We start from the raw sequence: 14537 nt of genomic DNA on the forward strand, positions 1-14537 counted from the left end.
GTTAGAGGACGGCCGACTTCTCCTTCAGGGCAATGATCTGGTCCCAGTCGAGGCCGAGCTCGAGCAGGATCTCCTCGGTGTGCTCGCCGTGCTCCGGGGCGGGGCTCAGCGGCGGCACCCGGTCGTCGTACTGCACCGGGTTCGAGGCCAGGGCGTAGCTGGTGCCGGCGGCGTTGGTCACCTCGGTGACGTAGCCGTTGGCCTGCACCTGCGGGTCGTCGTGCAGCTCCAGCGGTGACTTCACCACCGACCAGACCCCCTCGATCTTGCCGAACCGCTCCTGCCAGTAGGTCAACGGGTGGGCCGCGAACGCCTCCCGGATCGTCGCGATGCACTCCCGCCGGTTGTCGAAGCGCGCCTTCGCGTCGACGTAGCGGGGGTCGTCGAGCAGGTCCGGGCGCTCGAGCGCCGCGCAGAACTCCGGCCAGTGCCGGTCGGCCTGCAACAGGGAGAACCACAGGAAGCGGTCGTCGCCGGTCCGGTAGACGTTCGTCAGCGGGTTCGGCATCTCGGCGATGTCGAAGCGCTGCATCGTCGGCTGGTTCAGGATCTTGGAGCCGACGACGTCGAGGGACATGCCCCACATCGCCGAGGCGAGCAGGGAGACGTCGACGGTGCTGGCGGTGCCGGTGCGCTCGCGGTGGAACAGCGCGCCGACCACCCCGGCGGCCAGGTTGAACCCGGAGGTGTAGTCGCCGAACGCGGGGCGCATGAACGGCGGGTAGGACTCCGGTGACGCCAGCGCGTAGGCGATCCCGCCGCGGGCCCAGTAGGAGGCGACGTCGTAGCCGCCCAGGTTGGCGTCGGGGCCGTGCGCGCCCTGCCCGTGGCCGCGGGCGTAGATGATGTCCGGGTTGGCCTCCCGGATCTTCTCCACCCCGACGCCGAGGCGCTCGCAGGAGTCCGGCAGCAGGTTGGTGAGGAAGACGTCGGCACCCTCGACCAGCTTGTAGAGCAGCGCGAGCCCGTCCGGGGTCGCGACGTTGAGCCCGATGCTGCGCTTGCCGCGGTTGCACTGCTCGATGAGGTGGTTGACCCCGTCGAGGCCGGCGAGCATCCCGGAGGCGATCAGGCCGCGCTGAGGGTCGCCCGTCTCGGGATGCTCGATCTTGATCACGTCGGCACCCCAGTCCGCGAGCACGGCGCCGGCGGCGGGGACGAAGGTCCACGCCGCCAGCTCGACGACCTGGATGCCCTCCATGATGCCTGTCATGTCTCCTCTTCCCCGGCTCGCGGGCCGCCCGGCGTCCGTCGCCGTGGCCAGACCCCCACGCCGCGGCTCCGGTCACCCCGGATTTCCGTTGGATAATTAGACTAATTAGTTCGGAAGCCGAAGACAAGCGCCCCCCGCCCGGCATCCCCGGTCGTGCGCTCACCCTGCGCACCCTCTCCACACCGCCCCGTGCAGCCCGCGCACCCCTCCGCACCGCCCTACGCCCGCCGGGCATCGCGAGCAGGAACGGACACCACCCCGGAGTCGGGCTCGCCGCGGCCCACGGGGGCCTCAGCCCCAAGGGCATCGGGGTCACGAACCGGGATGATCCTACGCTTCAGTCAGATGATTTGAATCCTCACCGGTCGGGCACCTGGATGCGCGGGCTTACCCGCTGGTCAGACGTGTGGACCTCCGCCGAGCCCACGGAGGATCTTCGTGACTCATCCCACAAGTTGCGGTAAATTCCTCTAACTCAGTCAGACCTATCTGCGGCGCCGGCCAGTACCGGATCCAGCGGCCCGATCGCCCCCGCCTGCCCCGCCTGCCCGCGCCGACTCCCGCAGCCCGCTGACCGCTGCCAGCAGCCCGCTGCCCGCAGCCGGTGCGCCCCGGCCGATCCGGGGTGCGCGTCGAAAGGACGGACATGGTTCAGCATCTGGTCTTCCTGTGCCTGGGCATCGGGAACGGCTCGGTGTTCGCCGCCCTCGCCCTCGCGCTGGTGGTGACCTACCGCAGCTCGGGGGTCGTCAACTTCGCGACCAGCGGGCTCGCGCTCTACGCGGCCTACACCTATGCCCTGCTACGCCAGGGCAAGTTCATGATCCTCATTCCCGGGCTGCCGAAGACCGTCGACCTGGGTTCGCAGCTCGGCCTGGCCGCGGCGATGGCGCTCTCCCTGGCGATCACCGGCGTGCTCGGGCTCCTGCTGTACCTGGTCGTGTTCCGGCCGCTGCGGACCGCCCCGCCGGTTGCGCGGGCCGTCGCCTCGATCGGCGTGTCGGTGGTCTTCACCGGGCTCACCGCCGCCCGGCTCGGCACGACCCCGCTGTCCGTGGAGCCCATCTACCCGTCCAGGCTCTGGACGCACGNCTCGTTCCGGGTCGCCTCCGACCGCGTCTACTTCGCGCTGACGATCCTGGCGGTCGCGCTGGCGCTCGGCGCGCTGTACCGGTTCACCCGGTTCGGCCTGGCGACGCGCGCCGCGGCGGAGACGGAGAAGGGCGCCTACCTCAGCGGCATCTCCCCCGACCGCATCGCCGCCCTGAACTGGATCATCGGCGCGCTGGTCGCCGGGCTCGCCGGCATCCTCATCGCCCCGATCGTGCCGCTGGTGCCGGTGGCCTACACGCTGTTCATCGTGCCGGCGCTCGCCNCCGCCATCCTCGGCCGGTTCCAGTACCTGGTCCCGGCGGTCGTGGGCGGNCTGGCCATCGGCATGCTGCAGTCCGAGACGCAGCACCTGGAGAGCCTGCACCACTGGCTGCCCTCCTCGGGGCTGCCCGAACTGATCCCCCTCGTGCTGATCCTGATCGTGCTGGTCGTCCGGGCCCGCGCGCTGCCGGAACGCGGGGCGGTCATCCTCAGTTCGCTCGGCCGCGCCCCTCGACCCGCGCACATCCGGCTGAACCTGCTGGTCTTCGGCGCCCTCGCCGTCATCGGGTTGTTCGTGCTGCAGGGGCAGTGGCTGACCGCGCTCATCACCAGCCTGGTCTTCGGGGTGATCGCGCTGTCCATGGTCGTGGTCACCGGCTACGCCGGCCAGGTCTCGCTCACCCAGCTCCCCCTCGCCGGCGCCGCCGGCTTCCTCGTCGGCCCGCTGACCGACGACTGGCACCTGCCGTTCCCGGTGGCGCCGCTGGTCGCGGCCCTGTTCGCGATGGTGCTCGGCGTGGTCATCGGCCTGCCGGCGCTGCGGGTGCGGGGCCTGACGGTCGCGGTGGTGACGTTCGCGCTCGCCTACGCGCTGGAGGCGATCTGGTTCCGCAACAGCGACATCGTGCCGAGCAGCGGCGTCGACGTGCCCAGCCCGTCGCTGTTCGGCTGGGACCTGGGGATCGGCTCGGGGCCGTCGTATCCCCGGGTGCGCTTCGGCCTGCTCTGCCTGGTCGTGCTCGCGCTGACCGCGGTCGCCGTGGCCCGGCTGCGCACCAGCCGGCTGGGTTCGCAGATGCTCGCCGTGCGGGCCAACGAACGCTCGGCCGCCGCGGCCGGCATCAACGTCACCCACATCAAGATCGTCGCGTTCGCGATCGCCTCGTTCATCGCGGGCGTCGGCGGCTGCCTGGTCGGCTACCAGCAGGGCAACATCACCTTCGACCCGGTCAGCGCGTTCTCCGGCCTGGCCCTGTTCACCACCGTGTACATCGCGGGCATCACGTCGGTGTCCGGCGGCGTGCTGGCGGGCTTCCTCGCCGTCGAGGGCCTGTCCTACCTGATCATCGACAAGATCTTCTCCACCGGCCTGTGGTACGACGTGCTCAGCGGGGTCGGCGTCGTCCTCACCGTGGTCCTCAACCCGGAGGGCATCGTCGGGCCGGTGCACTCCTACGCCGAGCGCCGCCGGCGCCGCGGCCTCGGCGCGCCGGTGCTGGGCTCGCACGCCGCCCCGGTGCCCGCGCAGACGCGCCCGGCTCCGGTCCTCGGGCCCGACGTGCTGACCGTGCGCGGGCTGACCGTCCGCTACGGCGGCGTGGTCGCCGTCGACGACGTCTCGTTCGCCGCGCCCGAGGGGGCGATCGTCGGGCTGATCGGCCCGAACGGCGCCGGCAAGACCACGCTGATGGACGCGATCAGCGGCTTCGTCTCCTGCGCCGGCACGGTGGAGCTGGCCGGGACGCCCGTCGAGCGCCTGGCCCCGCACGAGCGCGTCCGCGCCGGCCTCGGCCGTACCTTCCAGGCCATCGAGCTGTACGAGGACCTGTCCGTCGCGGAGAACGTCAGCGTCGGCACCACCGCGCTGCGCGGGCGTGGCGGCGGCGGGCGCGACGGCGGCGGGCGCGACGGTGCGCACCGCGACGTCGAGGCCACCCTGGCGCTGCTGGGGCTGGCGGAGGTGCGCGACCGGCCCGCCGGCGAGCTGTCCCAGGGGCAGCGCCAGCTCATCTCCATCGCGCGCGCCCTGGCCGGCAACCCGCGGGTCCTCCTGCTCGACGAGCCCGCCGGCGGCCTGGACACGACCGAGAGCCAGTGGCTCGGCGAACGGCTGCGCGACATCCGCGACTCCGGCGTCACCATCCTGCTCATCGACCACGACATGAGCCTGGTCCTCGGTCTGTGCGACCACATCGAGGTGATCAACTTCGGGTCGGTCATCGCGTCGGGACCACCTGCGGAGATCCGCTCCGACCGCCGCGTCGCGGCGGCCTACCTGGGCAGCACCCACGCGGCGGAGGTGCCGGCATGACGACGACTCTCGACTCTCCCGGTCCCGGCGGCCCCGATCCGGCCGGCCCTGGCGCGGTCACCGGGACCGCGGTCCTGCGCACCCGCAACCTGGTGTGCGGCCACGGCCGGGTACCGGTGGTCCGCGGCCTCGACCTCGACCTCGACCGGGGCTCGGTGCTCGCCGTCCTCGGTCCGAACGGGGCCGGCAAGACGACGCTGATGACGACCCTCGCCGGCCTGCTGCCGCGCCTGGGCGGCGAGGTGCTCGTCGAGGGGCAGCCGCTGCCCAACGCCCGACCGGCCGCGACCAGCCGGGCGGGGATGGTGCTGGTCTCGGACGACCGGGCGCTGTTCTCCGGGCTGTCGGTCCGGGAGAACCTCACGATCGCCCGCCGGCGGGGCGGCCCGACCGTCGGCGAGGCGCTGGAGGTGTTCCCGGCCCTGAAGCGGCGCCTGTCGGTCAACGCCGGCGCCCTGTCCGGCGGAGAGCAGCAGATGCTGGCCGTGGCCCGCGCCCTGGTGCAGAACCCGCGCATTCTGCTCGTCGACGAGATGAGCATGGGCCTCGCGCCGGTGATCGTCGAGGAGCTGCTGCCGGTCGTGCGGCNCATCGCCGACGACACCGGCGCCGTCGTCGTGCTCGTCGAGCAGCACGTGCACCTGGCGTTGGAGGTCGCCGACCGGGCGATCGTGCTGGTCCACGGAGACGTCACCCTCAGCGGCGACGCGGCCGCACTTGCCCGGGACCCGCAGCAGCTCGAGGCCGCCTACCTCGGCACCGTCGAACCCGCCCCCGCACCCGGTTCACCGGCCACCGGGTCCGCCGCCACCGGGGCTGCCTGACCTCGGTGGCCGGGCCCGGGCCACCGGACGCGGACCAGGCCCGGCCACCGAGAGGTCCCGGCCACCGAGAGGGCCCGGCCGCAGAGAGGTCCCGGCCGCAGAGAGGTCCCGGCACCGAGAGGGCCCGGCCGCAGAGAGGGTCGCGGCCGCAAAGAAGCCTAGACCGCCGCGGGGCGTGGCCCCCGAGGCGGCGCCGCTCAGCTCATCATCTCGACGACGGTGGTGGCCAGCGGGCCTTCCAGGTAGTGGCGGGTGGCCTCGTCGAGGTGGCGCAGCCACAGCCGGTGGACGAGGTCGGGGCGGCCCCGCTTGATCAGGTCGACCAGGCGCACGTGGCTGCGATGCACCTCCACGGTCTCCTTGCGGGTCTGCCCCTGGTCGACGTTCAGCGCGTAGCGCCGCCGGGCGGTGCCGACGATGTGGTACATCATGTCGAGCATCACGGCGAGGGTCTGGTTGTCGGCGAGCTCCGCCATCAGCCGATGGAACTCCTCGTCGTGCACGATGAAGGCCGACGGCTCGTCCAGGTGCGCCTCGGCCCTGGCCAGGCACTCCTCCAGCCGGGCGATGTTCTCCGGCGTCGCCGAGGTCGCGACCAGCCGCGCCAGCGGGGCCTCCACCTCGGCCCGGGCCCGATAGACGTCGGCCATCGTGGTCCCGCGGTATTCCAGCACGTAGCCGACGTAGCGGGCGGCGACGTCGCCGTTGGGGATCTGCACCCGGGCCCCGCCGTGCACGCCGCGCCGCACGGTGATCAGCGACTCCGACTCCAGGATGCGGAACGCCTCGCGCAGCGTCGGCCGNCTGACGTGGAACTGCTCCATGAGGGCCGACTCCGAGGGCAGGAGATGGTCCTCGAGGAGCTCGCCGGTGATGATCTGCCGACGAATCGTCGCGGCCACGAGCTCAGCCGCCTTGGGTACCCGAATACCGGCGGTCGTCACAGCCGTCATCCCTCGTCTCTGCGGCTCCCCGGCGCGGGCCCGCAAACGGGGCGGAGCCGCGGCGTACGAGAGCCGACCTGGGCCGAAATTGTCTACCGGAATTGTGGACTCTACATCTTTGACGTCAGCACCGATCGCAGCCGACCACCCACACCGGCCCGCGTCACCGCGCTGCGACTCCCGGCCCCCGACGGCCGGCCGCCCCGAGCCCAGCACGGCCACGNCCACGGCCCGCGCTGCGCCGCANAGTCTGCCGAGCCGCGCCGGTGACCCACGATCCGCCGCCCATTCTAGGCCCTGCAGCCCGACCGACGGCGACGGAGGAGCACCCTCAAACGGTTATATGAATCACAGAATTATGTACTCGTGCCGACTCTCCGTCATCACCGTCCGGTCGATCCAGNCGGACAGGACCGAGCCAGGGCGGACCAGCGGGCCACCCGGCGGGACGGCGGCGCGCGGCCAGGCCCGCTCGCGTCGGCGGCTCCACCGGCGCGGCATCGGTGGACAGCATCGGAGCAATAAAGTTAGATGAATGTGCTCCGTAAGCTGATGTAGGTCTTTAACGAGCCGGTGGACGCCGGGTCAGAGGGACAATGTGAAGATCACGGGTCTCNCACTCGCGCTGCTGGACATCCCGGCGCGGTACACCCAGGAGTACAACCGCTGGTACGACCTCGACCACCTGCCCGAGCACGTGGCCAAGGCCGACGTCGTCGCCGGTCGGCGGTACGTGGCGACCCCGGCCACCCGGGCCACGCCCGGGACACTGGCGGGCGAGCTCACCAGCGGCCACCCGCCCTACGCGACCATGTACCTGTTCGGCGGCCCGCTCGACTTCATGTCCGAGCAGGCGTTCGCCGGCTGGCGCGACACCGACCGCGCGATCACCCGGGCGGGGCGCTTCTGGCGGCAGGGCCGGCCGGTCTTCACGAGCTGGTGGCGGCTGACGGCGGCGCACACCCGCCCGTCGATCGACGTCTCGGCCGACGCCGTCCCTCACCTGGCCCACCAGGGGGTCGTCGTCAGCATCGGCCGAGCCGGCCCCGGCGGACGCCCGGCGGCGCTGGACTGGTGGGAGCGCACCCAGCGCGACGACCTGTACGAGCTGCCCGGCCTGCTGGGGACCCTGCAGCTCGAACCGGTGGAGACCGGCGAGCAGGACCTGGTGCTGCACGTCCTGCTGTGCGCGCAGCCGGCGGCCGAGGTCCTCGCCGGACTCACCGCCGTCCGCGACCGCCAACGCCTCACCGGCCGGTTCCCCGCCCACGGCGGCGCCCACGAGACGCTCGCGCTGCTGCCCTACGAGCGGATCATCCCGCTCCAGTACGACTTCGACATGGGCGAGCCCGCCGAATCCGCCGAGTCCGCCGAATCCGACGCATCCGTCCAGCCCGCCGCACCCACGCCCACGCCCGCGGGCCGGCCGTGATGCGCTTCATGGCCGAGTACAACGTCCGCAGCGATCCGGACGCCGGCTGGCTGGACCCGGACAACGTGGCCACCTTCGCGCGGACGCTGGAGGAGGTCGGCTTCGGCGCGCTGGCGTTCACCGACCACCCGGCGCCCAGCGCGAAGTGGCTGGCGGCGGGCGGACACGAGACGTTCGACCCGTTCGCGGCGCTCACCTACTGCGCGGCCGTCACCCGGCGTATCCGACTGATGACGCACCTGGCGGTCGTGCCGTACCGCAATCCCCTGCTCCAGGCCCGGTCGATGACCACCGTCGACGTGCTCTCCGGCGGGCGGGCGATCTTCGCGCTCGGNACGGGCTACCTNCGCTCCGAGTTCGCCNCCCTCGGCGTGGACGCCCACGAGCGCAACGAGCTGTTCGACGAGGCCGTGGAGGTCATCCGCAAGGCCTGGACGCAGGACGTCGTCGAGCACACCGGCCGGCACTTCCACGCCACCGGGCAGGCCATGCTGCCCCGACCGGTGCAGCGCCCGCACCCCCCGCTGTGGCTCGGCGGCAACAGCGGGCTCGCACTCGACCGGGTGGCCCGGTTCGGCCAGGGCTGGGCCGCGCTCGTCGGCTCCCCGCAGCTCGCCCGCAGCGCGCGCACGACGTCGATCACCTCCACCGCGCAGCTCGCCGACCGCATCCGGGAGCTCGAACGTCGCCTGCACGCCCGCGGGCGCACGCTGGCCGAGATCGACGTCCTCGCCCCCACGCCCGCCGGCGTGCTCGCGAACGGGTGGTCGCCGGCGCAACGCCTCGACGAGCTGGCCCGCCTGCGCGAGGCCGGGGTGACCTGGGCCGGCGTCGTGCTGCCGGGCGGCGGGTTCGCCGCCGCGATGGACAGCGTCCGCCGCTTCGGCGCCGAGGTCGTGCCCGCCCTGACGCCATCTGACGACCATCGGAGGACAACGTGCTGCTAGATCTCGCCGGTACCTGCGCGCCGGCCTTCCTCGCCCCCCGGCAGGTGCTGACCGGCGCGGGGTCCGCCGCCACGGCGGGGGCGGCCCTGCGTTCCTGGGGGGTGGCCCCGGGGCGGGTGCTCGTCGTCGCCGACCGGGTGGTGTCCGAGGCGGGGCTGCTCGCCACCGTGGTCGGCGGCCTGGCGGACGCCGGCTTCGGGGTGACGGTGTTCGACGAGGTGGCCGGCGAGCCCACCGACGCCGTGGTCGCCCGGGCCGCCGAGCTCGCCCGCGCCCACGCGGTGACGGCCGTCGCCGGCGTCGGCGGCGGCAGCGCGCTCGACCTCGCCAAGGCCGTCGCCCTGCTCGCGACGAACACCGGCGGGATCGCCGACTGGGTCGGCGTGGTCGAGCCGCCGGTACCGGTCGCGCCGCTGCTGCTCGTGCCGACCACCACCGGTACCGGCTCCGAGGCGACCCGCATCTCGATGATCACGATCGGCGGCGCAAAGAGCATCCTGAGCTGCGCCCAGTTCGTCCCGCTCGTCGCCGTCCTCGACGCCGACCTGGTGGCCGACCTCCCCGCGGCCGTGGTGGCCTCGACCGGCATGGACGCGATCGCCCACGGCGTCGAGTCGATGCTGTCGACCACCCGCACCGCGCTGACCCTGGCGGTGGCCACCGAGGCGGTGGCGATCCTCACCGCCAGCCTCGAACGGGCCGCCCTCGACGGCGACCGGGCCGCCCGGGGACGCGTGCTGTACGCCTCCCACCTGTCCGGGCTGGCGCTCAACGCGGGGGTCGTGCTCGGGCACAGCCTGGCCTACGTCATCGCCCGGCACGCGCCGATGCCGCACGGGACGAGCTGCGCGCTGGCCCTGCCCTACTGCCTGGCCTACGACCGCGACGTGCCCGAGGCCCTGGCCGCGCACATCGCGCGGACCGTCACCGCCGGGGAGAGCACGCGGCTGCGGGCGGCGGCGGAGCGGGTCGACGACCTCGCCCAGCGGCTCGGCCTGCCCCGCTCGCTCGACGCCGTCGGCATCTCCGCCGACCTGCTGGCCCAGATGGCCGCGGAGACCGTCCGCGACTTCCCGCGCCCCACGAACCCGGTCCCGATGGCGACGGCGCCGGTGCACCGCCTGCTCACCACGATGCACCGCGGCAGCGTCGACGACGCGTGGGAGCTCGACCTCACCCCGAACCCGGACCCGAACCCCACCTCGGATGGAGTGGCCGCGTGACCACCACAAGCGATCGTCCCGTCCTCGTCGCCGGCGCCTGGGACGCCGGCGCGCACGACACCTGGATCCCCGTACTCGACCCCGCGGACCTGCGCCGCGTCGTCGCCCGGGTGCCCGCCCTGGACGCCGCCGACATCGCCCGCACCTACGACGCCGCCGAGGCCGGCGCCCGCTCCTGGCGCGCCGCCGGGCCCCTCGAGCGCGGCGCGGTGCTGCTGCGCGCCGCCGGCCTGCTGCGCGAACGCGCCGCCGACATCGCCCGCGACCTCGTCCTGGAGATGGGCAAGACCCTCGCCGAGGCCACCGGCGAGGTGGGAAAGGCCGCCGACTTCTTCGAGTACTACGGCAGTATGGCCCNCGCGCCCCACGGCTACGAGTTGCCCGACGGCCGGCCGAACACCAGCATCGCCGTGCGCTACGAGCCCGTCGGGATCGTGCTGGCCATCACGCCGTGGAACGACCCGCTGCTGACCCCGGCCCGCAAGCTCGCCCCGGCGCTCGGCGCCGGCAACGCGGTGGTGCTCAAGCCCGCCACCGACACCCCGCTGGTCAGCCTGCACCTCGCCCACGCGCTGCTCGACGCCGGGCTGCCCGCGAACGTGCTGTCCGTGGTGACCGGCCGCGGNCGCGACATCTCCGGCCCCCTGCTGGCCGACCGCCGCCTCGCCGCGGTCACCTTCACCGGCAGCAACGAGGTCGGGCTGGCCATCATGCGCACCGTCGCCGGGCGCAACCTGCGGGTCCAGACCGAGATGGGCGGGAAGAACGCCACCGCGGTGCTCGCCGACGCCGACCTCGACCTCGCCGCCGACACGATCGCCGCCGCCGCCTTCGCCCAGGCCGGGCAGCGCTGCACCGCGACGAGCCGGCTCGTCGTCGACGGCGCGGTCCGCGACGACCTGCTCGCGGCGCTGGGCCGCCGCGTCGCCGCGCTGCGGCTGGGCCCCGGCCTCGACGCGGGCACCACCATGGGCCCGGTGGTGAACACCTCGCAGCGCGACTCGGTGCTCGACCACGTCGCGCGGGCCCGCGCCGAGGGCGCGACGCTGCTCGCCGGCGGCGGCACCCCGGCGGACGACGGGCTGCGCCACGGCTGCTTCGTCGAACCCACGATCCTCGGCGACGTCACGCCGGCGATGTCGATCTGGCGCGACGAGGTCTTCGGCCCCGTCCTCGCGGTGCGCACCGTCGACGGCTTCGACGAGGCCGTCGACGCGGTCAACGACTCGGTCTACGGCCTGTCGGCGTCNCTGTTCACCCGGGACCTGGGCGCGGCCCACCTGTTCCTCGACCGGGCCGACGCCGGCCAGGTCGCGGTGAACCTGCCCACCTCCGGCTGGGACGTGCACCATCCCTTCGGCGGCTTCCGCGAGTCCGGCTCGCCGTTCAAGGAGCAGGGCCTCGAGGCGCTGCACTTCTACCGCCGGGCCAAGACCACGGCCATCCGGTTCCGGTGACGGGGGCGCTGGCGGGACGCACGGTGCTGGTCACCGGCGCCGGGCGGGGCCTGGGGCGGGCCATGGCGCTGGGCGTCGCGCAGGCCGGTGCCACGGTCGTCGCAGTGGCCCGCACGGCGGGTGAACTCGCCGAGACGGCAGCGTTGGCCGAGCCCGGCCGCGTCCACGTGCTGCCCTGGGACCTCGCCGCGCCCGACACCGCCGACGACCTCGTCGCCGGCGCGCAACGGCTGGCCGGACCGCTGCACGGCGTCGTGCACGCCGCCGGGATCCAGCACCGGGCGCCGGCGGCGGACTTTCCCGCCGACGCCTGGGCGCGCATCCTGACGGTCAACCTGAGCGCACCGTTCTTCCTGAGCACCGCGGTGCACCGGGCGCAGGCGGCCCGGGGCGAGTCCGGCAGCCACGTGTTCATCGGGTCGTTGGCGAGCTCGATCGGGCTGCGCAATGTCGCCGCCTACGCCGCCAGCAAGGCCGGCGTCCTCGGCGTCGTGCGCACGCTCGCGGTGGAGTGGGCGGCGAGCGGCGCCCGGGTGAACTGCGTGGCCCCCGGCTACATCCGCACCGCGCTGACCGAGGACCTGTTCGCCGACGCCGAGNGCGCCGCCTGGGTCGCCGGACGCATCCCCATGGGCCGCCTCGGCGAACCCGCGGACCTCGCCGGTGCCGTCGTGTTCCTGCTCGCCGAGGCGTCGGCGTACATCACCGGACAACTGATCAACGTCGACGGAGGGTGGCTCGCCGGATGAGCGTGTCGGAGGATCGCGGCGGGCGGGCGACGTTCGGGGTCGTGGGGGGCGGCATCATCGGGCTGGCCGTGGCCCGCGAGCTCGCGTTGCGCCACCCCGGCGCCGAGGTCGTCGTCGTCGAGAAGGAGTCGCGCCTCGCGGCCCACCAGACCGGGCACAACAGCGGGGTCATCCACGCCGGGCTGTACTACCAGCCCGGCTCCCTCAAGGCGACGCTGTGCCTGCGCGGCGGCGCGCTGCTGCGGGAGTTCAGCCAGCAGCACGGCATCGGCTTCCAGGAGCTCGGCAAGCTCGTCGTGGCCACGAACGACGCCGAGCTCGAGCAGCTGGCCGTCATCGAGGACCGCGCCCGGCGCAACCGGGTACCCGACCTGGTCCGCCTCGACCGGGCCGGGATGGCCGAGATCGAGCCGCACATCACCGGGATCGCCGCACTGCACTCCCCGCACACGGCGATCATCGACTACGGGGCGGTGTGCGAGGCACTGGCGGCGGACCTCACCGCACGGGGCGGTCGGGTGCTGCTGTCCAGCCCCGTCACCGCCATCCGGGACCAGGGCGATCGGGTCGCCGTCACCGCCGGCGGGCGCATCCTGCACGTCGACCGGCTCGTCGCGTGCGGCGGGCTGTCCAGCGACGCCCTGGCCGCGATGGTCGGCGACCCGGGCGACGTGCGGATCATCCCGTTCCGCGGCGAGTACTACCACCTGCGCGCCGGGCTGCGCGACCGGGTGCGCGGCCTGGTCTACCCGGTGCCGGACCCGCGCTACCCGTTCCTCGGGGTGCACCTGACCCGCGACCTGACCGGCGGCGTCCACGTCGNCCCGAACGCCGTGCTCGCCCTCGCCCTGGAGGGCTACCNCTGGCGCGACGTCAACCCGCGCGACCTCGCCCGGGTCCTGGCCTGGCCGGGGATGCGCCGGCTGGCCCGCGAGCACTGGCGCAACGGCCTGGCGGAGATGGCCGGCTCGCTGTCCCGGCGCCGCTTCGCCGCCGCGGTGCGCCGCTACCTGCCGCAGGTGCGGGCCGGCGACCTCACCCGGGCGCCGGCGGGCGTGCGGGCGCAGGCTGTGCGTCGCTCGGGCGAGCTCGTCGACGACTTCGTGATCCGCACCAGCGGGCGGGTCACGGTGGTGCGCAACGCCCCGTCCCCGGCCGCCACGTCGTCGCTGGCGATCGCCGAGCACATCGTCGGCGAGCTCGCCGTCACCGGAGGCGCCCGCCCCTGACCGGCTGGTGACGGTCCGCCGCCATTCGGACGCGCATCTCGCCCCGGTGCGCGGCAGGATGGCGACATGAGTGGAACCAGCACCGCGGGGCCGGGCGCCCCCTCCCACCCGGCGGAGAGCCACGCGCACGTCCGGGGCGCCGAGCTCGCCTACACCGACGCCGGCGCGGGCCCCCTCACCGTCTACGCCCACGGCCTCACCCAGAGCCGCGCGTCGGAGGCCGCGTCGGGCCTGTTCGACTGGGCACCCGTCGTCGCCGCGGGCCGGCGCCTGGTGCGCTACGACGCCCGGGGCCACGGGCGGTCCACCGGCGACCCGGTCCCGGCGCAGTACACCTACTCGCAGCTCGCCGAGGACCTGCTCGCGCTGCTCGACCAGCTCGCCGGGCCCGCGCCGGTGGCCGGGATCGGCTCGTCGATGGGCACCGCCACGCTGCTGCACGCCGCCGTGGCCGCGCCGGGCCGCTTCGACCGGCTGGTGCTGACCGCACCGCCGACCGCCTGGGCGACCCGGCCAGCCCAGGCCGACCTGTACCGGCGGGGCGCCGACCTCGTGGAGACGCGCGGCCCGGCGCTGTTCGCCGAGCTCGCCGCCGGCGCGCCCGTACCCCCGGTCTTCGCCGACGTGCCCGGCTATCCGCCGGCACCCGACGTCAGCGAGAAGCTCTTCCCGTCGGTCCTGCGCGGCGCCGCCGACTCCGACCTGCCCGCCGAGCAGGCCCTGGCCACCATCGACATTCCCGTCCTGATCCTGCCCTGGNCCGGCGACCCGGGCCATCCCGTCTCCACCGCCGAGCGGCTCGCCGCCCTCATCGACGGCGCCCAGCTCCAGGTCGCCGAGACCGGCGCGCAGCTGGCGAGCTGGGGCGCCCTGGCCGCGGACTTCCTCGGCTCGGGCAGGGGCGCGGGCAGCGCCTGATCACCGCCCCGGCCCCTCCCCCACAGCCAGATGCTGCCGGCGGCACAGGTGCTGGAGGTTGATCGGCCACCGCGCCGGCTGCAGGGCCACCGACCTCCAGCGATCCGCGCCCAGGCCGCGACCGCCCAGGAACCACGACCGCCCAGAACCACGGTCCGGGAACAGCACGGTCCGGGAACAGCACGGTCCGGGAAC

At 74.0% G+C, this 14537-nt stretch carries 11 protein-coding genes and 11 pseudogenes; 19 read left to right on the top strand and 3 right to left on the bottom strand.

Going from position 1 to position 14537, the window contains the following annotated elements; all coding sequences use genetic code 11:
- Position 1: 1 nt before the first annotated feature.
- A complete protein-coding gene (locus tag UK94_RS27350) occupies positions 2 to 1213 on the bottom strand; it encodes a CoA transferase (protein WP_011604278.1) in 1212 nt (403 codons plus the stop codon).
- Between the two features lie 646 nt (positions 1214 to 1859).
- Here UK94_RS27350 and UK94_RS67240 point away from each other — a divergent pair.
- From UK94_RS67240 to UK94_RS67255, 6 genes and pseudogenes are all read left to right on the top strand, one after another.
- Positions 1860 to 2304: pseudogene (locus tag UK94_RS67240) on the top strand (ABC transporter); the annotation flags it as partial.
- A gap of 1 nt (position 2305) precedes the next feature.
- Positions 2306 to 2588, top strand: a pseudogene (locus UK94_RS67245) (ABC transporter); the annotation flags it as partial.
- A 1-nt stretch (position 2589) separates the two neighbouring features.
- Positions 2590 to 2638 (top strand): annotated as a pseudogene (locus UK94_RS67250) (hypothetical protein); the annotation flags it as partial.
- A gap of 1 nt (position 2639) precedes the next feature.
- Positions 2640 to 4619: a branched-chain amino acid ABC transporter ATP-binding protein/permease gene (locus UK94_RS27355; RefSeq protein WP_235490167.1), complete on the top strand. Its 1980-nt coding sequence runs from the start codon at positions 2640 to 2642 to the stop codon at positions 4617 to 4619.
- Positions 4616 to 5207: ATP-binding cassette domain-containing protein (locus UK94_RS27360; protein WP_235490170.1), on the top strand; the 592-nt coding region annotated here is incomplete at its 3' end. The genes UK94_RS27355 and UK94_RS27360, both read left to right, overlap by 4 nt.
- A gap of 1 nt (position 5208) precedes the next feature.
- Positions 5209 to 5443, top strand: a pseudogene (locus UK94_RS67255) (ABC transporter ATP-binding protein); the annotation flags it as partial.
- Between the two features lie 197 nt (positions 5444 to 5640).
- On the opposite strand, the gene UK94_RS27365 reads toward UK94_RS67255, so the two are convergent.
- Positions 5641 to 6246, bottom strand: a 606-nt coding sequence (locus tag UK94_RS27365) for an FCD domain-containing protein (protein ID WP_235490173.1), incomplete at its 5' end; no start/stop codon positions are given.
- Position 6247: 1 nt separating this feature from the next.
- A pseudogene (locus tag UK94_RS67260) lies at positions 6248 to 6396 on the bottom strand (GntR family transcriptional regulator); the annotation flags it as partial.
- Between the two features lie 1431 nt (positions 6397 to 7827).
- On the opposite strand from UK94_RS67260, the gene UK94_RS67265 reads away from it, so the two are divergent.
- The 13 genes and pseudogenes from UK94_RS67265 to UK94_RS67315 all read left to right on the top strand — a co-directional run.
- Positions 7828 to 8153 (top strand): LLM class flavin-dependent oxidoreductase (locus UK94_RS67265; protein WP_235490175.1); only part of this gene is annotated, 326 nt, incomplete at its 3' end.
- Between the two features lie 29 nt (positions 8154 to 8182).
- Positions 8183 to 8766: pseudogene (locus UK94_RS67275) on the top strand (LLM class flavin-dependent oxidoreductase); the annotation flags it as partial.
- Positions 8757 to 9989 (top strand): iron-containing alcohol dehydrogenase, encoded by a 1233-nt coding sequence (locus UK94_RS27380; protein ID WP_055752100.1) that lies wholly within the window; start codon positions 8757 to 8759, stop codon positions 9987 to 9989. The pseudogene UK94_RS67275 and the gene UK94_RS27380, both read left to right, overlap by 10 nt.
- On the top strand, positions 9986 to 10346 hold a 361-nt coding region (locus UK94_RS67280), incomplete at its 3' end, for an aldehyde dehydrogenase family protein (RefSeq protein WP_235490177.1). The genes UK94_RS27380 and UK94_RS67280, both read left to right, overlap by 4 nt.
- 1 nt (position 10347) lies before the next feature.
- A pseudogene (locus tag UK94_RS67285) lies at positions 10348 to 10614 on the top strand (aldehyde dehydrogenase family protein); the annotation flags it as partial.
- A 1-nt stretch (position 10615) separates the two neighbouring features.
- Positions 10616 to 11238, top strand: a pseudogene (locus UK94_RS67290) (aldehyde dehydrogenase family protein); the annotation flags it as partial.
- 1 nt (position 11239) lies between these two features.
- Positions 11240 to 11446, top strand: a complete 207-nt coding sequence (locus UK94_RS67295; protein ID WP_235490179.1) for an aldehyde dehydrogenase family protein — start codon at positions 11240 to 11242, stop codon at positions 11444 to 11446.
- The coding region (locus UK94_RS27390) for an SDR family NAD(P)-dependent oxidoreductase (RefSeq protein WP_235490182.1) at positions 11443 to 12045 on the top strand (603 nt) is incomplete at its 3' end. The genes UK94_RS67295 and UK94_RS27390, both read left to right, overlap by 4 nt.
- Before the next feature lies 1 nt (position 12046).
- Positions 12047 to 12195, top strand: a pseudogene (locus UK94_RS67300) (SDR family oxidoreductase); the annotation flags it as partial.
- Positions 12192 to 13017 (top strand): L-2-hydroxyglutarate oxidase (lhgO, locus tag UK94_RS27395; RefSeq protein ID WP_235490184.1); only part of this gene is annotated, 826 nt, incomplete at its 3' end. The pseudogene UK94_RS67300 and the gene lhgO, both read left to right, overlap by 4 nt.
- A 40-nt stretch (positions 13018 to 13057) precedes the next feature.
- Positions 13058 to 13424 (top strand): annotated as a pseudogene (locus UK94_RS67310) (L-2-hydroxyglutarate oxidase); the annotation flags it as partial.
- Positions 13425 to 13490: 66 nt separating this feature from the next.
- A partial coding sequence (locus UK94_RS27400; protein WP_235490186.1) for an alpha/beta hydrolase occupies positions 13491 to 14183 on the top strand: 693 nt, incomplete at its 3' end.
- A gap of 1 nt (position 14184) precedes the next feature.
- Positions 14185 to 14342 (top strand): annotated as a pseudogene (locus tag UK94_RS67315) (alpha/beta hydrolase); the annotation flags it as partial.
- Positions 14343 to 14537 lie beyond the last annotated feature (195 nt).

It is taken from the genome of Frankia sp. AvcI1 (assembly GCF_001420875.1).
GTDB lineage: Bacteria > Actinomycetota > Actinomycetes > Frankiales > Frankiaceae > Frankia > Frankia alni.

Bases quoted from the DNA above. Each gene is read 5' to 3' on its own strand.
- UK94_RS27350 (WP_011604278.1), bottom strand. From the start codon at position 1,213: ATGACAGGCATCATGGAGGGCATCCAGGTCGTCGAGCTGGCGGCGTGG.